Source organism: Cohnella sp. WQ 127256 (genome assembly GCF_024519285.1).
Lineage (GTDB): Bacteria > Bacillota > Bacilli > Paenibacillales > Paenibacillaceae > Cohnella.
The window spans coordinates 152,695-174,545 of record NZ_JAMZCY010000009.1 but is presented as its reverse complement, the minus strand read 5'-3'; the positions used below and the strand labels follow the sequence as shown (position 1 = coordinate 174,545).

Annotated in this window: 26 protein-coding genes; 19 read left to right on the top strand and 7 right to left on the bottom strand. The window is 36.8% G+C overall.

Annotated features, from left to right (window positions below; all coding sequences use genetic code 11):
* Window positions 1–8 precede the first annotated feature (8 nt).
* From M1K58_RS24070 to M1K58_RS24055, 4 genes are all read left to right on the top strand, one after another.
* Window positions 9–410, top strand: a complete 402-nt coding sequence (locus tag M1K58_RS24070) for a YraN family protein (RefSeq protein ID WP_256761440.1) — start codon at window positions 9–11, stop codon at window positions 408–410.
* A 245-nt stretch (window positions 411–655) separates the two neighbouring features.
* Window positions 656–1,684, top strand: coding sequence for an FtsH protease activity modulator HflK (hflK, locus tag M1K58_RS24065; RefSeq protein WP_256761439.1), 1,029 nt, complete (start codon window positions 656–658; stop codon window positions 1,682–1,684).
* Window positions 1,681–2,547 (top strand): protease modulator HflC, encoded by an 867-nt coding sequence (hflC, locus tag M1K58_RS24060; protein WP_256761438.1) that lies wholly within the window; start codon window positions 1,681–1,683, stop codon window positions 2,545–2,547. Before hflK ends, hflC begins: the two co-directional genes overlap by 4 nt.
* 115 nt (window positions 2,548–2,662) lie before the next feature.
* Complete coding sequence (locus M1K58_RS24055; RefSeq protein WP_256761437.1) at window positions 2,663–3,346, top strand: GTP pyrophosphokinase; 684 nt, start codon at window positions 2,663–2,665, stop codon at window positions 3,344–3,346.
* Between the two features lie 539 nt (window positions 3,347–3,885).
* Here the strand turns inward: M1K58_RS24055 and M1K58_RS24050 are convergent.
* Window positions 3,886–4,782: a YifB family Mg chelatase-like AAA ATPase gene (locus M1K58_RS24050; RefSeq protein WP_306220667.1), complete on the bottom strand. Its 897-nt coding sequence runs from the start codon at window positions 4,780–4,782 to the stop codon at window positions 3,886–3,888.
* Window positions 4,783–4,934: 152 nt separating this feature from the next.
* Between M1K58_RS24050 and M1K58_RS24045 the strand changes: the two genes are divergently transcribed.
* Window positions 4,935–5,501 (top strand): hypothetical protein, encoded by a 567-nt coding sequence (locus M1K58_RS24045; protein ID WP_256761436.1) that lies wholly within the window; start codon window positions 4,935–4,937, stop codon window positions 5,499–5,501.
* A gap of 519 nt (window positions 5,502–6,020) precedes the next feature.
* Here M1K58_RS24045 and M1K58_RS24040 read toward each other — a convergent pair.
* Window positions 6,021–6,209 (bottom strand): hypothetical protein, encoded by a 189-nt coding sequence (locus M1K58_RS24040; RefSeq protein WP_256761435.1) that lies wholly within the window; start codon window positions 6,207–6,209, stop codon window positions 6,021–6,023.
* A gap of 238 nt (window positions 6,210–6,447) precedes the next feature.
* On the opposite strand from M1K58_RS24040, the gene M1K58_RS24035 reads away from it, so the two are divergent.
* Window positions 6,448–7,143: a hypothetical protein gene (locus M1K58_RS24035; RefSeq protein ID WP_256761434.1), complete on the top strand. Its 696-nt coding sequence runs from the start codon at window positions 6,448–6,450 to the stop codon at window positions 7,141–7,143.
* Window positions 7,144–7,359: 216 nt separating this feature from the next.
* On the opposite strand, the gene M1K58_RS24030 is transcribed toward M1K58_RS24035, so the two are convergent.
* On the bottom strand, window positions 7,360–7,560 hold the full coding sequence (locus tag M1K58_RS24030; RefSeq protein ID WP_256761433.1) for a helix-turn-helix domain-containing protein: 201 nt from the start codon (window positions 7,558–7,560) through the stop codon (window positions 7,360–7,362).
* Between the two features lie 431 nt (window positions 7,561–7,991).
* On the opposite strand from M1K58_RS24030, the gene M1K58_RS24025 reads away from it, so the two are divergent.
* From M1K58_RS24025 to M1K58_RS24000, 6 genes are all read left to right on the top strand, one after another.
* On the top strand, window positions 7,992–8,318 hold the full coding sequence (locus M1K58_RS24025) for a hypothetical protein (protein ID WP_256761432.1): 327 nt from the start codon (window positions 7,992–7,994) through the stop codon (window positions 8,316–8,318).
* Window positions 8,319–8,572: 254 nt separating this feature from the next.
* Window positions 8,573–8,851, top strand: coding sequence for a hypothetical protein (locus M1K58_RS24020; protein ID WP_256761431.1), 279 nt, complete (start codon window positions 8,573–8,575; stop codon window positions 8,849–8,851).
* Window positions 8,852–9,202: 351 nt separating this feature from the next.
* Window positions 9,203–9,466 (top strand): hypothetical protein, encoded by a 264-nt coding sequence (locus tag M1K58_RS24015; RefSeq protein ID WP_256761430.1) that lies wholly within the window; start codon window positions 9,203–9,205, stop codon window positions 9,464–9,466.
* 139 nt (window positions 9,467–9,605) lie between these two features.
* A complete protein-coding gene (locus tag M1K58_RS24010) occupies window positions 9,606–9,809 on the top strand; it encodes a hypothetical protein (protein ID WP_256761429.1) in 204 nt (67 codons plus the stop codon).
* A gap of 211 nt (window positions 9,810–10,020) precedes the next feature.
* Complete coding sequence (locus M1K58_RS24005) at window positions 10,021–11,109, top strand: hypothetical protein (protein ID WP_256761428.1); 1,089 nt, start codon at window positions 10,021–10,023, stop codon at window positions 11,107–11,109.
* 61 nt (window positions 11,110–11,170) lie between these two features.
* Complete coding sequence (locus tag M1K58_RS24000; RefSeq protein WP_256761427.1) at window positions 11,171–13,786, top strand: RNA dependent RNA polymerase; 2,616 nt, start codon at window positions 11,171–11,173, stop codon at window positions 13,784–13,786.
* A 633-nt stretch (window positions 13,787–14,419) separates the two neighbouring features.
* Here M1K58_RS24000 and M1K58_RS23995 read toward each other — a convergent pair.
* The gene (locus M1K58_RS23995) at window positions 14,420–14,926 is read right to left on the bottom strand and encodes a hypothetical protein (protein ID WP_256761426.1); all 507 of its coding nucleotides are present in this window, start codon (window positions 14,924–14,926) and stop codon (window positions 14,420–14,422) included.
* Window positions 14,927–15,243: 317 nt separating this feature from the next.
* Here M1K58_RS23995 and M1K58_RS23990 point away from each other — a divergent pair, with 317 nt between their 5' ends.
* A complete protein-coding gene (locus M1K58_RS23990; RefSeq protein ID WP_256761425.1) occupies window positions 15,244–15,900 on the top strand; it encodes a hypothetical protein in 657 nt (218 codons plus the stop codon).
* Window positions 15,893–16,315 carry a hypothetical protein gene (locus tag M1K58_RS23985; protein ID WP_256761424.1) on the top strand — a complete coding sequence of 141 codons (423 nt, stop codon included), beginning with the start codon at window positions 15,893–15,895 and terminating at the stop codon, window positions 16,313–16,315. Before M1K58_RS23990 ends, M1K58_RS23985 begins: the two co-directional genes overlap by 8 nt.
* Window positions 16,316–16,399: 84 nt before the next feature.
* Here M1K58_RS23985 and M1K58_RS23980 read toward each other — a convergent pair whose 3' ends face one another.
* From M1K58_RS23980 to M1K58_RS23970, 3 genes are all read right to left on the bottom strand, one after another.
* The gene (locus tag M1K58_RS23980; RefSeq protein ID WP_256761423.1) at window positions 16,400–16,780 is read right to left on the bottom strand and encodes a hypothetical protein; all 381 of its coding nucleotides are present in this window, start codon (window positions 16,778–16,780) and stop codon (window positions 16,400–16,402) included.
* 195 nt (window positions 16,781–16,975) lie between these two features.
* Window positions 16,976–17,104: a hypothetical protein gene (locus M1K58_RS23975; RefSeq protein ID WP_256761422.1), complete on the bottom strand. Its 129-nt coding sequence runs from the start codon at window positions 17,102–17,104 to the stop codon at window positions 16,976–16,978.
* Between the two features lie 27 nt (window positions 17,105–17,131).
* Window positions 17,132–17,278 (bottom strand): hypothetical protein, encoded by a 147-nt coding sequence (locus tag M1K58_RS23970; RefSeq protein WP_256761421.1) that lies wholly within the window; start codon window positions 17,276–17,278, stop codon window positions 17,132–17,134.
* Between the two features lie 315 nt (window positions 17,279–17,593).
* Here M1K58_RS23970 and M1K58_RS23965 point away from each other — a divergent pair, with 315 nt between their 5' ends.
* The 5 genes from M1K58_RS23965 (at window position 17,594) to M1K58_RS23945 (ending at window position 21,847) form a co-directional block, all read left to right on the top strand.
* Window positions 17,594–18,370, top strand: a complete 777-nt coding sequence (locus M1K58_RS23965) for a hypothetical protein (RefSeq protein ID WP_256761420.1) — start codon at window positions 17,594–17,596, stop codon at window positions 18,368–18,370.
* Between the two features lie 299 nt (window positions 18,371–18,669).
* Entirely contained in the window at window positions 18,670–19,065 is a 396-nt protein-coding gene (locus tag M1K58_RS23960; protein ID WP_256761419.1) for an HNH endonuclease, read from the top strand.
* A gap of 558 nt (window positions 19,066–19,623) precedes the next feature.
* Complete coding sequence (locus M1K58_RS23955; RefSeq protein WP_256761418.1) at window positions 19,624–20,004, top strand: phage terminase small subunit P27 family; 381 nt, start codon at window positions 19,624–19,626, stop codon at window positions 20,002–20,004.
* A gap of 9 nt (window positions 20,005–20,013) precedes the next feature.
* Window positions 20,014–21,672, top strand: a complete 1,659-nt coding sequence (locus tag M1K58_RS23950) for a terminase large subunit (RefSeq protein ID WP_256761417.1) — start codon at window positions 20,014–20,016, stop codon at window positions 21,670–21,672.
* A 1-nt stretch (window position 21,673) separates the two neighbouring features.
* Window positions 21,674–21,847 carry a DUF1056 family protein gene (locus tag M1K58_RS23945; protein ID WP_256761416.1) on the top strand — a complete coding sequence of 58 codons (174 nt, stop codon included), beginning with the start codon at window positions 21,674–21,676 and terminating at the stop codon, window positions 21,845–21,847.
* Window positions 21,848–21,851: the final 4 nt, after the last annotated feature.

Here is a 21,851-nt window from a genome sequence, read left to right as displayed (position 1 = left end):
GAGCGCTCATGGAAGACGTTAATGCCCATTTGTCATTCCCCTTAGCTAAAGACCGCCGAAAGGCGGTAGGCAAGATAGGGGAGGATGTTGCAGCTCAGCACTTACAGCAATTGGGTTATCTATTGGTGGAGCGCAATTGGCGCTGTCGCTCCGGTGAAATAGATCTGATTGTACGGGACGGTGAGGAGCTCGTAATCGTTGAAGTCCGAGCGCGAACAAATCCGACCCGCTTTGGTTCGGCGGTTGAAGCTATAACACCACGCAAATGCCGTCAAGTCCGCGAGCTGGCTATGATCTATTTGAAGCAATGCAACGCTCTACGATGCTCCATGCGATTTGATGTCGTTGCCGTGACCTTGAACAGCGATGGCACCGTGCGCGAAGTTAAGCATCTCCAGGGTGCTTTTTAATGATCATTTTCTAAGAAGTACTCCAAATGCCCGGATAGATTATGAGCCATAACGACTAATGACTGGGCTTTCATATCCATTTTTACCTAAACGTAAACGACCATCTAAGGGGTGCGGTTTACGTTTATTTTTGTTACTGACCAGGTAGATACTAGCTGATTGGATAAATTTATGAAACGAAATGGGCTCAATTACGTAAACAACTACGAAGCAATAGAATGCAATCAGGGGAGGAACAAATCTTAATGGAACTAGTTAATATTCCGCAAAGACCGAAAAATCCACTAGATCTACCGCCAGGCTTGCTCAAGAAAATCGGTATTGGCGTTGCCGCGTTAATTGTGGCTATTCTCGCGTATTCTTCTTTTTATACGGTTCAGGAGCAGGAAAGAGCAGCCATTCTCACGTTTGGCAAATATACCGGGGAAACAACAGCAGGGCTCCATTTTAAATGGCCTTATCCGATTCAGCAGGTTGTTATCGTACCAGCTGAGCTCACGCAGCGTATTTACATCGGTTACCGGCAAGAGGGAGACGTTGTTACACCCGTAGAAGAGGAAGCAATGATGATTACGGGAGACGAGAATATCGTATCCGCAGATGCAGTCGTGCAGTGGAAAATAAGTGATATTCAACAATACTTATACAATATAGACAAGCCAGAGCAGTTTTTGCGCAACGCAGCAAGTTCATCCATTCGTTCCGTAATCGGTTCTGAGAAACTCGATTATGCGATAACTGATGGCAAAACCGTTATTCAGGAAAAGGTTCGCGAAAAACTGCTCGAGCTTCAAGGGAAGTATCATACAGGTATGCAGATTATCGATATCAAATTTCAAGACATTGAGCCGCCAAGCGGGCAGGTAGAGGAAGCTTTCCGTAAGGTTACGAATGCACGTGAGGAAAAAAGCACTAAGATTAACAACGCAGCTAAATACGAGAACGACAAAATACCGAAAGCGCGTGGAGAATCGCAGGCTATGCTTGAAAATGCAGAAGGTGTGAAGAAATCACGTATATTGAATGCCGAGGGTGACGTGGCTCAGTTTAATGCGATATTTGCAGAGTATGCAAAAAACCCAGGTGTAACTGAAAGTCGCTTAATTATCGAAACATTAGAGAAAATATTGCCAAAAGCGAAAATATTCATCTCCGATTCAAGCGGGGACACCGTTAAATATTTACCAATTAATGAATTACTGCGTAACACAGGAGCTGCTTCTAACGCAGCCTCAGGATCTGCAGGAGCACAGCAAGGGGGTGCGGCGAAGTGAGTAAACGATTAATAATTTGGCTTGCAGCCATCATCGTCGTCATTATTATTGGAGCGGGATCATTGTTTGTTGTCAAAGAAGGCGAGTATAAGGTTGTTCTTAAGTTCGGCGAGGCGGTAAGGGTTGAAGAGAGTCCTGGCCTATATCTTAAAATTCCATTCATCGAAAGTGTATCCCAGTTGCCGAAATTTCAAATGACATACGAAAGTAATCCCGCGACGATTCTTACAAAAGATAAGAAGCCATTAATTGTCGATAATTACACAGTATGGAGAATAAAGAACCCGCAAAACTTCTTGAAAACCGTACAAACGGTTAGTGGTGGTGTGCAACGGATAGATGAGGCAGTATACAATACCGTTCGTCGCAAGCTTTCTGAAGTGAATTATGATAATATTATTAGTGAGAATACCTCGCGAGGAAACATCAACGATGACATTACGAAAGATGTTAGTGATGCGTTTGTCAAAGATAACTATGGGATTGAAATCATCGATGTACGTATTAAACGGACTGATTTACCTGTAGAAAACAAACAAAGCGTATATAATCGAATGATTTCTGACCGGGAATCTATCGCAGCTCGTTACTTATCCGAGGGTGACGAGGAATCTCGTAAAATAACGTCTAAAGCCGATCGTACCGCAACTGAATTACTTGCACAAGCGGAAGCGGATGCCAAGAAAATCATTGCACAGGGTGAGCAAGAAGCTGCGAAAATATACAATGAGGCTTATGGCAAAGATCCGAAGTTTTATAGCTTTTATCGGACGCTGCAAAGCTACGTGACTACGCTTGAGAATGAGCCGGTGATCATGCTGCCAATCGATTCTCCGTATACTCGTATTTTGCTTGGTCAGTAAAGCAGAGTTTTGAACGCACATAATAAGCTTTGATAAAGGATGAATTAATCTGAGTAATCTACCCCTACCGATGGAGCAATTCAAAAGATTTAAAGATGAAATTACCCGGTTTTTAATGATGTACAAATTTGCATTGGACTCTTTGGAAACGAAAATCGAGATCTTGAAGGAAGAATTTAACTTTCTTCATGATTACAATCCGATCGAGCATACGAAATCTAGATTGAAATCACCGGAAAGCATGTTGAACAAAATTCATCGGAAACGATGTGAAGTTTCTTTCCCAAGCATTAAGCAAAATATTAAGGATATTGCCGGTTTAAGGATTACTTGTTCGTTCGTTTCTGATATTTATCGAATTTACGATATGCTGCTGAATCAAAGCGATCTTAAGATCGTGGAAACGAAGGATTATATTAAGAATCCGAAGCCAAACGGTTATCAGAGCTTGCATCTGATCGTTGAGGTGCCAGTGTATATGTCTGACCGTCAAGAACAGGTTTATGTAGAAGTTCAGATTCGAACAATTGCTATGGATTTCTGGGCGAGTCTGGAGCATAAGATTTTTTATAAATATAATGAGGCTGTGCCCCCTAGACTTCTGCAGGAACTAAAGGAAGCAGCGGATTCCGCAGCCGCATTGGATCAGCAAATGGAAAGATTGCATAATGAAGTTGCGGAAATTAAAGAAAACCATGAGAACAGTGAGATAGCGAAGCGGATAATTATCAATGATAAAGAGTTTCAAATCCCTGCAGCATTACTGGAAATGATCGACATCGGGCAAGGAAGCAAATAGCTTCCTTGCTTTTTCTATGTAAACCGACTTTGAGCTCATCAAAAGGAACCTCGATAAAAGTGTGGTCGGACCATGGTGGTCATCGTTTCCGGCAGTTCCACCCAAGTGTGGGAAGGGAAGGACTATTATGGCTCGGGTGGTTCGGTCGGATTTGACTCAACCAAAGTCTATTAATTACGTTGCAGCAATAAGTAGCCGCTTATTGTTGAAGTCCTTTTTCTAAACACAATTTTGAAGCCAACATCATTGTCTAATAAGCAGGCCAAGGCAGTACTAAGCAATTCTTGGGGTCTCAGATTAGCCCTACAGGGGCTAGCATTACCAATAACTCTGGCCTCAATAATTCTGCGCGCTGAACCGGGTACAAGGGGATTCCTTGTCCAACTTATCAGTACCAAATCAGGATGAGGGACAGCTTTTACTCCAGCCACTTTGATCGCCTCTTTTCTATTTAGCTACCTCATATTAAATGCGTAGCAAATAGTAAACGTGCTAATTAAGCGGCGGAGTAGTGGATTGGAGATAGGAATGTAGTGCACTCACTCGGCTACCTGATCCAGGCAGCGATAGCTAATCGCTTCCGCGACATCCTCGGAGCGAATGGATTCTCTACCTGCAAGATCGGCAATCGTACGTGACATTTTAAGAATTCGGTCATGTGCGCGAAAGCTGAGACCCAACTGATCGTAAACTTGCTGGAGCAGCATTTCGGCATCAGAGGAAAGTCTGGTGAACTTTTTCAGTAGTGGTCCTTGTAGCTGGCTGTTCCAATGAATCCCGTGCTTCGCATAACGGGATCTTTGTCGTTCAGCGGCATCCATCACGATTTCTCTAGCTTGTGCGGAGGATATCCCGGATTCAGAGGTTGGTCGGACTGTCTGGCGTGGGAGCTCGACTTGTAAATCTAAGCGATCAGCGAGTGGTCCCGACATTCGAGCGCGATACCTCGCGATTGCTGTTGGAGTGCAAGTACAAGGCCGATCGTTCACCCCGCCACCATTGTAGCCGCACGGACACGGATTCATTGATGCAGCTAACATGAATCGAGCTGGAAAACGACAAACCCCTCTAGCGCGTCCGATGGTTACTTCTCTATCTTCAAGTGGCTGACGTAGTGCCTCTAAGCTTGTTCGGGAAAACTCAGGCATTTCATCCAAGAACAAAATCCCATGATGAGCGAGTGTTACCTCACCAGGTTTCGGAATAGATCCTCCGCCGATAAGCCCTGCAGTCGAAATGGTATGATGAGGAGCACGAAAAGTCCGTCTGCGAATGAGGCCGGATTGCGCATTGTTCAGCTTGCCGCAGATGCTGAATATTTTGGTAACGGCGAGAGCCTCTTCATCATCAAGCGGAGGCATCAATGTAGGAAGCCGTCGACAAAGCATGGTTTTACCTGTTCCAGGGGGTCCAACGAAAAGGAGGTTGTGCAACATTGTCATGGCTGTATGTTGAATAAAATATTGAATTTATGTCTATATACAGTTTTTAAGGCTGTTTCTGAGACGGTAGTCTTATTTATGGGTTATTTGCGCGGTTGATTAATGGTATTATATTCCTAACAGTTCGATGAAATGTGGGGATGAACATGCGATTTAGTATTGGAGACAAAGTTAAAACAGTGGGTGAATTTAAATTATACAAGAACCAAATTGGAGTGATCAATAGAATTATAGAAAATAAGTACGAGGTTTGCTTTGAAGATAGAACAAATATCTTCTTTGAAAAAGATTTATTATTATTAAACGAAACTGAAGAGATAATTGAAGATGAAGTATTACCAATCATGCACTTTGCCAGTAGTGGAATCGATCACGAATTAATTAAAACAAATATATCCTACAATGAACATGATTTAAGACGCGACTTGAATCAGATTACCAAAGAAATTAGAGCGTTAAAAGAGCCATTAACATATTATTTTAATAGCATCATACAAATACAAAGTCTTGTAAACCAAATGACGGAAAAGTATAAACAAGTTGTTGATGATTTAGAACTTATTCCGAGAGAGAAATTAGAAAATCTGGAGTTAATAATGGAACTGGATGAAGAGGTTGATAACCTTGTCTTCCAATATGGAGATTTCATTCAAAATGAAGCAGATGAAGATAGTATATATCAAAGAATTGAAGAGTTTCTGAACGTGGAATGATGAGTGATTAAAATGAGAAGGCTCCCATATGTTGGAAGCATTTATGATTAATTGAGGATGGCGAAAACTTCACAATGTATAAATTCGATGAAACTATGTGTCTTATGATGATTGCTTGTCGTCGGAGAGCTGGTATGACGCAAGAAGAACTTGCAGAGAAAATCGGATGTGAATTAATTGGATGATTTTAAGGTGTCATGGAAAGAATATAAAGGAAATAAATTCAGAGGTTGATATGTGAACACATTATGATACTTACTAACGAAGAAAAGAAACGGCTTGCAGAACTTGAAAAAGATATGAAGATAACATGGCACAACGGCGAGAAAGATTTTGCAGATGTTTTCTATGAGCATGTAATTTCTTACGCATGGAAACATCATAGAATTCGACTTATTAGGAAACAAAGGACGATGAAACAATAAATGAAAAAAATTAGTTAATTGGGGTAATGTGCTCCTAGTCATATGAGATCTGAATTACTTAAAAAATGTGTGAAGTTAAGGATCTTGATGCTTCTCAGATATTGTTCATAATAAGCTGTTCAATTTCTGTCTCTAAGCTTCCCGTCCCAGAAACATAAGTAATAAGTTTGTACTTCATTTCCTTTGCTTCTAGTTCGATTCTTTCATTTATCTCCTGTGTGTCTTCTTCTCGCAGCAGCCATACAAACATATATTTTAGATCATGATCAAGTTTTACTTTCATATCTTCATCTCCTTTTTTATCCAGTATATGATGGATAAAAAGAGGAAGCTGTCACAGTATGTAATTCAAGAACAAATATAAAACAAAACCTCCATCATCTCAGGAGGTTATTTTATTTCCTTCTCAACAAAATGAGTCAAAATTCAATGTTATCTCTGAATGAATATTTCTATTTAATAGACTATCATGTATTTAATGGTACTGAGAAATTAAATAGAAAATTCGGGAGGTTAGGAATGTGGAGATTATATTAAAAGATACTGATATTTTTGACTCAGATATAAGCAGGAAAATCGAAGAAAATATGATATTGGTAGATAGTCAGTTAAATAAGGAATATGAATATAAAATGACAGTCAGCTTTCATGTTGAACTGCTTAATGATATAAGGGTTGAGGACGTTGATTATAAAGTTAGGGGATGGGAAAAAAACGAAACAAGGAAAGATAAGATTAATAATTTGCTTAGTTTTCAATTGGATAAAATAGATAAATGCCTGTCCTCTTGCGGATATAATATTATGAATATGAGTATACAAGGAGATCATTTAGAAACACAAAGTATAATTAAAGTGCAGATAATAAGAATGGCTTCCCAACAGAGTAACAAAAGATCTAAATCACCTAAAGTTATGTCTATTGTGCCGAGTTTATCTTATACTCAAGACTTAGTTTCAAAACTTGCCTCTAAAGAACTAAGCGAGATATTTTCAAAAATAATGAACGCTATTCCTGACAAAAAAATATGGTCTGAAGCATTAGAGATTGAGCAAACTGATAATGTTAATGTATTGTGGCAAGCATTTGTGAATCAGTACAGTGAATTGTGGCTTACTACAAGTGAGAACGAAAAGGCTTTAATTAACAAGCTTAAGGGAAAATTTGAGAGTGCTATTATGCAAAGTGTTAAATTAAAACGAAAGTCAAATATATAAGAATCCTAGCGTTGTATTCACATCAGACTCTCTTTGTAAGCCTCTATATGGTCGAATAATAACGCCACACGACTTACAACGTATTACAGGTGTATCAGGGATGGTGATAGAGTCCTCTATTATGTCAACTTCTCATCTCCTCATAGTAAGACTGAGGCCTCTCATTCAAAGGAAGCCTTTTTTTGTTTTCCATTTATGTAATTTTCTCAACTGTAATCATTCAACAACCTCGAATAAATCCTCTACATTTAATCCTAGTGCCTTAGCAATAGCAAATAGATGAGTGTCAGAATGTTGAGTATTTCGATCAAATCGACTTATAGCTGATTGAGGTATTCCAGATAGCTCTGATAATTTTGCTTGAGTAATTCCACGTTCTTTTAATATCAATGTTAATTTAGGTTTGACATCCAACAACTTTAATACACCTCCAATATAATCATTATACAATATGCAAATTCAAATTAAAATAATGTTGACTAATCATTATGCAATAGTGCATAATGGGTTTGGGGAATCCCCTCCGTTGGAGTCGTGTACAGCACTCCACTTAATATAGCATCAAGATCATTGACAACTACATACGAAAGGGAGACTGGTATATGAAATCCGATTCCATCTTGTATATAAGATAATTGACAACTACATACGAAAGGAGCTGATGCCATGCCTAAGACAATCATCCAACGTATCCAATGGTACACGTACAGGGTAAACCAGTGCAGCGCTCAGTCTACTTCATGGCCCTAAAGAGGCAACCCAACGCAACAAAGCCTCCAGAGAGCCGTTACAAGCGCCTGAGAGCGTATAAACTAGCAATCCAAACAACCAAATAGGAGGCAATTCAAATGACTACACAAACTATTCAATTACTCATGGTTCCAACATTCAAAATCAACCCAAACGAAAATTGTACAGCATCACTCGATAATTGTCTGGAAGCAGCAATCAATGGTAGCAAGGCAGATCTGGTTGAGTTATTGTACACATTTGACCAACACAGCGAATCAAATCAGAACATGGTGCCAGATGTCCCATGGACAGCTGAATTGGTTATGTTAGATTCTTGGAGTCCAGAATTGCATTCTAGATTCTTCGCCATTTGGGATTATAATTTTGACACAATGAGCGATACGATCAATGAAGTATATAATGATTTCTATCCTCTTATTTAGGCTGGGATCATAATTTTATCAACCTGTCAATCACAATTTGGCGCAACATTTTTGCGCTATATTTGACCTTGATTATCTGCTAGATTTGAATTAACAACTAAGAGGAGCTGATTTTGAATGTGGTTTCTTTATATTGCATGGGTTTTAGAAAGGACAGGAGTCTCATCTGTTGGCATCGGAGTCTGTGTTACCTTAACTAAGGTGTTGTTTGACGCTTTGAGGGTTGTAGCTAGGAAATTGGATGTCGAAAACAGATGATTCATAAACAAATCAAGAAAATCGGTCGTATCGACTTCTTCGCTGATAATGTGTTTGATCTCGACTGTCGGGAATTAGCTAGGGATGATGAGAAAAGAAATCCTATTGACGTGAATCACGACTTCCGAATTAAGTCAGAACCAGTCATGACCGAATGGGATTTACTTATCAGGGAAGGCAGCAGAAGAGATATCAGCCATGAGAGGGTTGGGGAGATAAGGAAGCGATTGACAACCTTGCGGAGAAAGAAGAGGATGCTATCGAAAGTAATATAATACTATTTTTCAAAACTATTGACTTTCGAAAGTTTAAAATGATACGCTATGGCTACGGGTAAATATTCGTAAAAATAAGTATAAACCCATGCCTATTGGCTGAGTCTGCAATTTTCGATATTCTATTATTTTGGAGAGGATGTGAGGCTGATGAAGCTGAACTTCGACTGATCTAGTGGGTCAGTGCGAAGAGATAATATCTCGTATGTGGGTATAATAACACGAATACCCACTTTCGGTCAAGGTAATACACACATTTTTATTTACTAATACCCACATTGGGTTAATTGAAAGCGTGAAATGACCGTTTTATATCAAATTAAAGTTACGAATCCATAGGAGGAATTATTCTTGAAATTTACTAATCAGTTAAATGAATTAATAGAGAATCGTGTGACTTGCGTTTTATCAAATGATACCGAAATCAAATATTGGTTGATCGATTATGACACGGACTTTAAAGTGTTAACCCTTGAAACTGCTGATCTTGATTCTACTGCACGATGTTATTTATCAATATCAAATGTGGTTGGAATGGTTATGTACAGCAAAGATAACGCTTATTTCAGCATAATTAATGAAGATATTTTGAGCAGAGCGTCGAAGACAAAGTAAAGCAATCACACGATGACTCCATATTAAAGTAATACAAAGTCACATCATCATCTACAGAGGGTACAAACACCTTGACTCTGTAGATGATGACAATTTTTCATTGTAGTTAATAAAGGAACTGGGAGGACAACGAGAATAAATGAACAAGGAAACAATTACAGCCAAAAACTTTTACTTTTGCTTCAACAAAAACATGGCGAAATGGATTAGGTATGAAAGAGGAATAGAGTTTATTGTTAAAGCGATCCATCCAACTTCTAATCAAACGTTCTTTATGTTCACACGTAACGATGAGCTTGAACTAGCCATACAGGATTATCCATCATTTAATAAGAGTATCTAAGGTTAATAACCATATTTTTATGTTAGTTTGCATTTTATAGTCGTTTAGAAACCGACTATCTTTAAATGTCCATTGTCTGAGATAAGTTATAAAATCCTTTATTTATAAGGATTATTTAAAATTTTGAGTGAATAAGTATTTTGAGTAAATATATAGGAGTTTTAAAGATAGTCGGTTTTGAGAATAGCGAATAATGAGAAGGGGAAAGCATGTGATAGAAAAGTTTAAGGAATTGAAGTTACCGTACGTATTTAAAAGTATGAAAGATGTTGCTGGTTTTATGGATAGGAAATATATAGACAGCACAGATAGCAGAAAAAGTATATTGAAAGAGTTGGCACAATACTGTGATTTTGAAAAAGTGAAACGAAAAATTGTTGTAAATAATATATATGATACTGTACAAGCAAAGGAAGACGGTAGGACTGATAATGTAGGCGGTAACAATAGCAAATACTCCGAATATGTTGATGATATGATTTTATTCTGGATATATGCTAGACATGCCATAGATGAAACTTTAACTGGTTGGCAGGATTATTTGGATATGAACGGGGTAAAGATTTACAGTATTGTCGAAAGCAAAGAAAGTATAAAAAAAGTAGCAGACTCAATAGGTTATCACACAGATTACGTTTGGGATTTCTTTTCAGTAGTGAGAGGTATGTACAATACACAAATTAAGGCAAGTTATAAGAGGTTGGAAAAAAAAGGATTAATAACGGTCTGCAAGCGTACATTCATATTCGATAATGACGGTGAATGTACTGAAGCTACAGACGAGCAGATTGAACAGATCTCGATGATAGAATTTGAATTGTTACAAGAGATGAACTGTAAGAACTTGCAAACATGTATCAATTTTGGGAGATACATCGAGTATAAAGAAGAGTTAGACGAACGTTTATTTGACATTAATGTTTTGCGTAAGTTTGATAAATATGAAGTTTGCCAAGTCATGGGTAAGAATTTTAATGATAACGTGAATATCTATAGTCTTGAAGGATTTCAAGAAATTTCTCACAGGTTAAACAATAAGTTCTGCGTGAGCATTGTTGAGAATGCTAGAAAGAGACAAGAAAAAGCAAGGCAAGAAATACTCAACGAGGCTATGGCATGGGGCGGAATCACTCCAGTTGGAATGGTAGACACTAAAAAATCTGCAAAAATGAAAGCCAGTCACGAATATGATTATGCACTTTTCTATAATTTGATGGTTGATAAATATATTCGTATAGCATCTTCAGAACAGTTGAAGTCAGATATCGTCAAGGAAGATTACTCAGATCCATTTGATTGAGGAGGCGACCAATGGTCGTGTCCTTGAAGCAGCATTTTCATAATCCAATAGGAGGCATTACATGACCAACAATAAATCTAATCAATCTGAACAATTCCATTTATACTCATTACCAGCTTCAGCTTTCTTCTCGAATGATGAGAATGATAAAGAATATGTACTGAACAAATTAAGAGAAGAATCTCGCGGCGCCAAAAAGCAATTTGAGAAATCTGATGAAAATAATGAAGATAGTATTGTGTCCGATGCAGTATTCATTGATCAGCAAATTGATGAAGCAAAGGCAGCATTAAAGGAAGAGATATCTAGTCATAAGGGAATTCGGAGTTTGAGAGAAGAATTTCTGACAGTTGAGGTTAGAGATCACAATGGTCTTCTTACAGGGACAAGAAAACCCCTGAAACATAATATCATCTCAATGTTTCCATCAATTTTAAGTCGTACATTGGGGATTGAGTTAGATAAATTAACGATGGATATTATGATATTTGAGAGCAGTTATACCGAAGTGTTAGAGTCAATGATCAAGCAAGGTTTCATGTATTGTGATGAGAAGTACATATTCTTTACAGCTAGTGCTGGTCAAATTCGCACGTCAAAAGCGGTTATGATCAAAGAGAAAGTATTTAATAAATATAGGGATGCTTTAATGTGTGGGTTGTCTGTAGATCGAATTAATGAGTCTGAACATAAGGGCGTAAACATGAACAAGTTTTTAGCCTATCTCGCACTATCTCAATCATCTAGTAAGCCGTGGGATGATTTTGATATTGATAAAGCAATCGTTGTTGATGATTTTGAGACTATGGTAAACGGTGAAGTAGATTTTATTGATCATGAGACATATGACATAACTAGAAAGTTTATGGATGTACCCATTTCTCATACTGATGGTTGTGGGATGATTCTTCCAAGTGAGAATGCAATTAATTTCCAATTTCGTATGCCGTGGTTTAAAGGATTAATGGCAGTTGCCCCTTTTGATGAATTTTTGAAGAGTCATAAGGATGCATCTCCAAAGGTTATAGATATCTGGAACGAACCCTGGAATATCATAAAGGATGACATCCGAATTATCTTCACTAAATCACAGTTTAAGATGTGGAAATATTACGATTCATGGAAGGATTATAAGGATAATTTCAAGGCGTATGGTTGTTCTGCAGGCATATGCAGTGAAGATGAAGATAGAGGTAATGCGAAATTAGGATACCAGACACTAGGATCATTAACCGATATTACAGATGAAGAGCTGCTACATATCGCGTCTAAGACAATAGAAGATATTAACTTAGCAGGTTCGGATCTTGATACAATGCTGAAGATACTTGGTGTTGGTGAAGGAAGTCAATCACCTATACAGCAAGCATTAGAATTAGTGCCAGAGTTAGTAGCAGATGATTATTCTAAAGGCAATATTAAGGATGCAAGATTGTCTATGATCAAACAGGCGAGATATGGGAAAGTGGAAATCGATGCAAAATATACATTCATAATTCCGGACGTTTACGCCTTTATGGAAAAGTTATTTATGAAGATCGATAAGCCAAAGGGATTATTGTCTGATGGTGAAGTGTTCTGTAATCTGTATCCAAATAATGATAGATTGCTTTGTCTACGTTCGCCTCATCTCTACAGAGAGCATGGAATCAGAAATAATATGGTCGATGAGAATAGAAGCAAATGGTTTGTAACTGATGGATTGTATACTAGCAGCCACGACCTGATTAGTAAACTTCTAATGTTCGATTGTGACGGAGATGATAGTTTAGTAGTCGCAGACGAGAAGATCATTGGACTTGCAGAACGAAATATGAAGAATGATGATATCGTACCTCTTTATTATAAAATGGCTACTTCTGAGGCTAAGATTATAAGTAATGATAGCATCTATGATGGATTGTTGATGGCGTTCAAAGGGAATATAGGGAAATACTCGAATGCCATATCTAAAGTCTGGAATAGTGAAAATCCTGATTTAGAGTTAATAAAAATTTTATGCATGGAGAATAATTTTCAAATAGATCAAGCGAAAACACTATTTATGCCGACACGTCCTAAACATATAAACGATAGGATTAAAAAGGCTATAGGCGGTAAGCTCCCACACTTTTTTAAATACGCCAAAGATAAAAAGGCAAGTGAAGTTGAGCCGATAAATAATAGTACTGTTAATCGCTTAATGGCAATCATTCCAGATAAAAATATTCGGTTTAATGAAGTTGTAGGGACGTTAGATATTAATATTCTTATGAGCAATATCAGACGTAAAAAAGATAAAGCATTAGAACAGAAGATTATTGAACAATATAAGTTGTGCCTGAAGGAAAAGCTCAAGCAGACAAGCCGTAAAGGTACGAATCTCAAGTTAATTAATAAGGAAATAAAGAGGGGAATGTCCGAAGTGTGTAAAGACACTGGGCATATAGTCGATGTTCTAATTCCTTATTTATACAAAGAGAAAAAGAGCAAGATCATTCTATGGGAATGTTACGGTAAACAGGTGGTTAGACATATTAAGAGTAATAAGGGCATAGGCATATGTGCTGATTGCAAGGAAGATTTTATGATCGAGAAGCAGCGTCAATGTAGGTGTAATGGCTGTCAGACGTTGAATGATAAGAAGCTAGATACTGAGAGAAAGAGAGCGAAAAGAAGGATAGAGATGTCCGGTTGAGTTGTATCGATAATGTGACAAAATGTATCTAAAAGGTACGAATTTAAAGGGTTTTTTGAATAATACGAAAAACCCTATTAGGGAGAACAGAGAGAGATGGATCAAAAAGCGAGTTCTGTTCTCCACTTTTTTTTCGTTTGACAATTAAGTTATTATTGTATATAGTTAAAAATTTTTTATATTTGTCCTGCCATCGTCTGATCTTTGGGGAGCCATTAAAAGGTTGCCCACCGTCTCAGCGTGAGTCTGTTACTCGGGACATTAAAAAATAAGGCAGATACGAATTCGAGAGTTTCATTAACTCTCGGTATTCCTCCGATAAGACTGTCTGAGGACGGTCTTTGTACATTACGCTCACCTTAACGGGTGGGCTTATTCTTATATTTTTGTGACAAAAATAAATGTGTCAAACCAGACGAGCCTAAGATGATGAAAATGAGATAGAAGATTATCATGTACAAAGGTTCACTTTCGGTTGAAGTAAGCATCAGAAAGCAGCCAATCATTGTTAAGAGTGTGCTAAGGACAAGTTTGACTTTACTGTTCACTAACAGTGACATAATGGTCAACTCCTTTTAACTATTTTAGCATTCTGTAATTACCTTTGTGGTCGGCTCTTTATTCGTGTGATTTCTAAGGTCGTCGAGGAACTTTTTCTGATTTTATAGTTTTGTCATGCAAAATAATTCTTGGACGAATCAATATATTGTCCAATATCATACGATTAAATATTGGAGATCTACTGAGTAATATTTCACTTTCGGAAACGGCTTTGTGAATATAGAGTTTGTTTTGATCATTATCTTCGACATAGTAAACGGTAGTCTCTTTAATAATCCAGTGTCTCGTATTATAGATTAAAATACTTAGAAGATTTGCGAAGAGAAAAATAGATAAGAACAATGCAACTACTACTTCTGGTTGCTTTATTCCAGAGAAGCTAACTATTGCAGATGTAACGCCAATGCACATGACAAATACGATAATTAAGTATTCTGAAATATAAGCGAGAAGTCTTTTGTAATCTGTAAGAAGAAGTCTTTCTAGTCTTGATGAATTCATTAGTCCAATGGCTTTTAAGATAATTATAAGTACGCTGATCACAAAAGTAGCGATACCTATATTAAGTACGGATTCCATCCCAATCACACCTTTTCGTTATTTTGATATTATCTACGAAAAATTTACATATTTGGTTCCGAAATTTGTCATTGCTTTACATCATCCAACAATCAAACAAACGTTCCCTAGTCCTCTTGTCCTATCTTGTCGTGGTCTAGATGATATGTAAACAGAACTAATTTAATTATTGCCGTTTGGTAAAATTTTGTTTAGAATCTACGCTATGAACGTATACATATGTACAGAGTTGTGGCATAATATAGGTATGTCAAGAGAACAATTGTTCGCACAATGTTCGTATGGCATTGTTTATGTTTTAAGGAGGTGGAAATGATTTGTTGAATTCTAGCCATCATAAACAGGTCTATTGTGGATGGTTGAAAAAAAATCAACCAAATGATTTCGGGTCAGATTTAAAATTACAAAAATTTCTTTTCTTTTACGAATCATTAGCAGAAACAGAAGATGGAAATGGACAATTTTCTTCATTAAAAGGGTATAAAAAAGGACCTGTTTTTAGCGATGTTTATGGAGATTACACATACGAAAGAAGCGAATTCAATAATAATGTCGAAAAATTATACAATACTACTCCAGATATCATAAACGATGATTTTGCTAAACTGGCTGGGTTTCTTGTTGAAATTATGAGTGAGGATGAACTATCTCTTCTAACTCATGAATTCAACATTTGGAAAGCGAAAGAATACAAAATTAGGGAAAATGAAAGACAAGTTCGCCTCCATAAAGAAGACTTTAATCAAGAAGATAAAAACTTAATGATTACATTTAAAGAGATGTATTCCATTGAATACATCGATTCGGTGGAAGTGATAAAAGTGTTTGGGAAAAGTTTCATAATTAGCAAGGAAGATATGTTGAAGATTACTGAGGATCAAAGGGAGACGCTTATGATGATCGCAAGTCAACAAGAGTTGCTCAATCCAGTGTATATTTCCATATCAGAGGATGGTGTCATTCTAGTTGATTAACAAAAAGCAGGTTGTTAGAATGCTCCTTCCTTTCCCAAATATTAGCTCTCAGTTAGCGCTTGATACACATATGTACATTTGTATTGAAGAAGGCTCAAACAAAGAATTTATCAAATGTCAGAAATTTAAGCCAACACATTTAATTAGTACCATGGCACCTATCAATACCATAATAGAAAATTCTGATATTTTAAGAAACCCTTTCAATCTTAAAACCACAATTGATTGTGACAAGTCCTTTATTATCAATAATGTTCGGATGGATACTAGATTATTGACTACTAACAGAAGCGACATTTGTCCCGAATTGTTTGTAGATGTCAAAACAAAAACAGACCATCCTCAGTTTATTACGGAGACCATTAATTCTGATGATTTATGTCATATTAATAGGTTGATAACTAAAACAGTTTAAAAATAGTAGACTGACAAGTCATCTCAAATCGAGGTGGCTTTTTTGTTGTGTTTAAAAGAAAAAGAGGAGAAAAACCCCTCTAATTTATTTAAATATAGGAACAATCCCTTTTTTATCCATTTCTAAGTACGCTTTAAAATTCTTCACTTCTTGTCGAATTAAATATAATTTATGAGGTTCGGTATGAGCAAAGGCAAAATGAGTTGATTGCTTAATCAGAGGATTATCTGTTCTTTTCAATTCAAAGTATCTTCGATTAGCGTTTGATGTACATGCTACATAATTAATACTCACGTTCATATCATCTACAGTAAAATAAATTAACACACTTGGTTCATAAGTCAGTTTGACGTTTCCGATTTTCTGTAGTCCATGTATCCATTTTAAGTTACTAAGAGTATGGAGATTATTTTGCTTAGTCACTTCGTAAAGTAATTCATTTGTTGCATTTTCAAAATCTATCATTATTATCGCTTCCTAACTAATTGAATTGGTAAATTTAGTATAGCGTAAAATCCTTTTCAAGATAAACATTCACTTCCCCTCGTGGAGTGGATTTTTTGTTGTGTCAATTTTAAAGGAGAGTAGTCCAAGAAAAATTCTCCAAACACTATCTGGCGTTTGGAGGAGAATAGGAGGTTATGAAGTTTTAGAACGCGACTACTGAAGTTTGCGCTTCAGATCGTTAACTAATTGCTGTTCCAGTTTTTTCATGCCTCTGTTAACTTCATTTTTGATCTGTGATTTAGACATGGACGACTTGATATTAATGCGAATTTTGCTAGCCATGGTATACTTCACCTTCCTTTTTGATGATTATTTCTTACGATTTGCGCGCGCTTGTGAGAGTGCAGAGCCAGCTAGAGATTTGGTTAAAGCGCTAGTCCGATTACTACTTAATGCGTTAGAAGCCTTAGTTGCGATGTATGGAGATGTTACTTTTCGTGTACTTGATTTAGCCATGTGTGATCACCCCTTTTCGTGTGTGACATCTGGTTACGATATCCAATTTATATCAATATGTTGTGTATGTCAATGAGAAAGTTGCACAATATATTGATTTTTTTTGCATTCGGCTAGAAGTCATTTCTTTTGAACTTTATGCAGTAGTATTCGATGATAATAAGAATAAACTTTAGACAGAATTATACAAAATAACACAAAATATTGTGTAGCACGATAAAAGAGGACAATATATGTTGATGAATGACAAATGCTGTGATATATTGGTAACGGAATCCAATACAGGAGCAAATGTTCCCTAGGAGGTTTTGCCCATTGCCAACAGTCATAAGTAAGCAGAAGAAAATTCGGACAAGAAAGATTAGAATTGATTCAAATATTATCCTGTCTGAACCAAGTCCATTTGTTACTCGCAGTGTCCTCACAAACAGTCTTTCACAGGTGTTTGATGAAGCAAGGCAAGAGTGGTCTTTAAGTGATGTAATTGACTCAACGAGTGAAGGTTTTAGTGATAATTGCGAACTTTGTAATACACCACATTTATCTGCTAACTTTGTGATTCATAACCCTTTAACTGAAAGAAGTCTAAGAGTTGGGTCAAGGTGTATAATTCGATTTGGAGTGGTTAAGGGCAGTGTCGATGCAGCATCAGGTTCTTTGATACTTAATAATTTTATTTCAGAGAGAAATAATCTCATCGAATTAAGGACTTTACTTAGTAGTGTGATGATCTTTCGACCACACGCACAAGATTTACATGATTTCCACAATGCACTTAAGAAAGTGCTTGATATAAAAGGAATTAAAGAACCAGCTCTAGAACAATTAGGTGAAATTTGTTACGAAGATCGATGGAGCGAAGTGAAAAATGATCGCTTAATTCCACATAGATTGATGCCACTTTGGAAGAATCCTGGATCAATTGATGCAATTAGATCGAAGAGGATTCCTAAGGATGAAGTATTTGTAGAAGGTAAAACGTTGGGCTATAAAAAGCGGAAGTCCTCTGCATATGGTGTTGGTGCTGGACGTTCTAATATATATAAAGTTGAGAGACATGTTGAGCGTAAAGACAGCGGAATTAAAGACTAAATGCAATTTCAGGCATCCTTCGGGGTGCTTTTTTATTTGTGAAGATAGGGATATGTGCTGAATGATGGGAAGTTGGAGAGTATCTGTTGAGAGAATAGGGAGAGGATTAAAATGGATTACGAGTTGATACTAGATATAAGTCTGGGTGAGTATATTATCTACTTTGCTAAAGGAGAGCATTCATCTAAAATTGATTCTTCTTATAGTAGAAGAGATGCGGAGTCCAGAATTAAAAATTGGTCAAGACTATTAGATTGCAATTATCGAGCAAACGTTTAACTAGTAGGAGTTGATATTGGATGGCAATAAAGAAGATATGTAACAAGTCTGCTTGTAATCAATTGGTCAATATTGGTCAGCGGTATTGTAATAAGCATAAGCAGCAGGAGCAGATGGATAAGACTGAACGGAATAGATTCTATGATGAACATAAGAGAAACAAGGAAGCTTCAGCATTTTATCATAGTGCTGAGTGGGGAACAATCAGAGGACAAGCGTTGATTAGAGATCATTATTTATGTTGTGATTGTTTGGATGATAAGCGATTGATTAAGGCAGATGTTGTTGATCATATTAAGTCAATTGAGTGGTTTCCTGAATCGAGGTTGATTTTAGATAATTTAAGAAGTTTATGTCACGAACATCATAATAAAAAGACTGCTGAGGATAAGAAGAAATATGGACTCATTAATTGAAAGCTAAATTGCTTTATTTAGAGAAAGGGAATAACCGCAAAGTTACTCCCTTGTTTACCATTTAATCAGAAGAATGAGTATTCTCTCCAAGCGACTCTGCTTACATTTAAACGTGAGAGTTGATTTAAGATAGCGGCGTTCATTCCTCTAAGTCTAGGTGCTCCATACCTAGGAACACTGACTAAGAACACAGGTTGCATAAACAACTGCTGCAGACTCTGGATAGTATCTGTGCTTCTTCTTTCACTTATGGTAACTACTTCGTTTACCAATACTAACATGAAGTTGCCGATAGGTACTCCAATCACTTTTGTCATCTAGATGACCTCCCTTTTTTTAGACAACTAATTGTTGTCCATACTATCAATATATGCATTTCGACTAAAAATATACTCATATCATAGAACCATGTAATATTATGTTGAATCTGATAGGGGGCATGTGGAAGTTAAGACGAAGAAGTCTTATTACCGCATCCCCAGTGTTGTTTGCACCTCAACATGAAATTTTCAAGTGGGGTGGTTTATATCTCGACAAAAATAAGAGGGGAGGGGGAACATGGAAACAGAAATTAAGGTGCCAACATTCTTAAAAGCTGAGGCAAAGAAGAAGTTTGAGGAAATATCTAAAATGCTTATTGAAGATGGCAAATGGAAATTAGGTGATGATATTGCCTTAGCAGCTCTTTGTGCCAGTTTTCAGCATTGGATTGAAGCTGAAAAAGCAATCAAGAAGAATGGTGATTTATGTTTTACCACTGAGACTGGTTATAGGCAACAGATCCCTGAGATATCCATTGCTAACAATGCCATGAAGAATATGCTTTCTTTTATAAAAGAGTTCGCTCTAACTCCACGCGAAAGATCAAAGCTTAAGGAGTTAATCATTAAAGATGATGACGATTCTGACAGTGAAATGGAGGATATGATCCAGAAATAAGGTGATTACTTGAATGACTTTGCAAAACTACAAATAGCAATTCAAACTAGCGGCAATATTGAACAATGGATTGAGCAACTTAAGGTCAAATATAATGATGAAAAGTATTACTATGATGATATTGAAGCGAGAAAATTTCATACTTTCATTAGTAAACTAGAACTTGATAAAGGTAAAAAGGGACAGAAAATCAATCTTCTCAAGTTTCAATTTGACATCTGTACATCAATTATCTGTGTAAAGCGACGAATTGATAAATTCAGGAGATATCGTGAGGCTCATATAAACATTCCACGAAAAAATGGGAAAGGCTTCATCATCTCTTGTATCATTACGTATCTGTACTATTGTAAAAATGAATTCGGTTCGGCAATCCTGGTCACAGCGAACACGACAAAGCAAGCATCTGAACTGTTCGATACGATTAAGTATATGATCGATAACAACAAGACACTGAAGAAGTTCGTACATATTAAAGACAGCCGTAAGATTATTGAGAAGAAGAATATGAACAGTAAATTACAGGTGATTAGTTCAGATGCTTCAAATGCTGATAGTTATGCTGGATTGTATTGTATTCTTGACGAAATCCATGAATCAAAGAATGGAAATCTATATGATAAACTCCGTACAGGTATGGGAATATGGGATGAACCATTACTCATAACGCTTACCACGGCTTCATCTGGTAATGATCCGAACAATCTTGAAATGGAATTATACAACTATGCTAAAGATATCGAAGCGGGTAGGACTCAAAATGAGTCTTTTTTTTATGCCATATTTGAAGCTGAACCTAAGTGTAAACTAGACGATGAAGAGCAATGGTTCAAAGCAAATCCTGCTCTCGGAACTTTCCGTAAATATGATGACTTAATGGACTTGGCGCAGAAGGCTAAGAAACTCAAAACAAGGGAAGCAGCGTTTAGACGTTTATATCTTAATCAGCATGTCTCATTAGATGGCGAGACAGCAATTAATATGAACTTGTGGCGCAATTGTTTAGCTGATGTGAAGCTAGAGGAATTATATAACATGCCTTGTTGGTGCGGTTTGGATATGTCAGCAAGCAATGATATTACAGCTCTTGTTCAGGTGTTTTATGACCAAAGTAGCAATAAGTATATCGTATATCCGCATCTATTTACGCCCAAAGATACGCTATCAGACCGAACTGAACGAGACAATATTAGATATGATGTTCATGTTGAACAAGAATATATGACAGCTTTAGATGGTGCTTTCATTAATTTTGAGCAATTACATAGTTATATAAAAGAGTTGAATGGTTTGTTTCAGATTGAGGAGATTGGTTTTGATCGTTGGGGAGCAATAGGTATTATTTCTGCGATGGAAAAAGATTTTACTGTAGTTACAATGGGTCAAGGTGGCAAGACAATGGCTCCTGCCATTAACGACTTTGAAAACCTACTTATGGAAAATAGATTAATCATAGCAAATAATCCTGTTTTAACTTGGATGGCTGGAAATGTTGTTGCTACCGACAAAAACGGTATGAAATATGATAAAACTAAGTCAAAGTATAAGATTGATGGAATTATAGCTATGCTTATGGGATTAACTAGGGCAGTTGCAAATACTACAGTCGAAGAATATAAGCTACCAACCGTAGATGAAGAATATCTAAAGCAATTAGGATGGGGATAGAATGGCAAAAAAACAGAATATCAAACAGACAATTCTCAATCATGTTGAGGATTTTTTTATTGTTTCAGGATTAATAGCAATCATAGCAGCAACATTTATGATCAATACGATAGCCGGTATATATGCAATAGGTGTTGTATTGTTCGGTATCGGGTGGTATTTAACGTTACCTTGAAGGA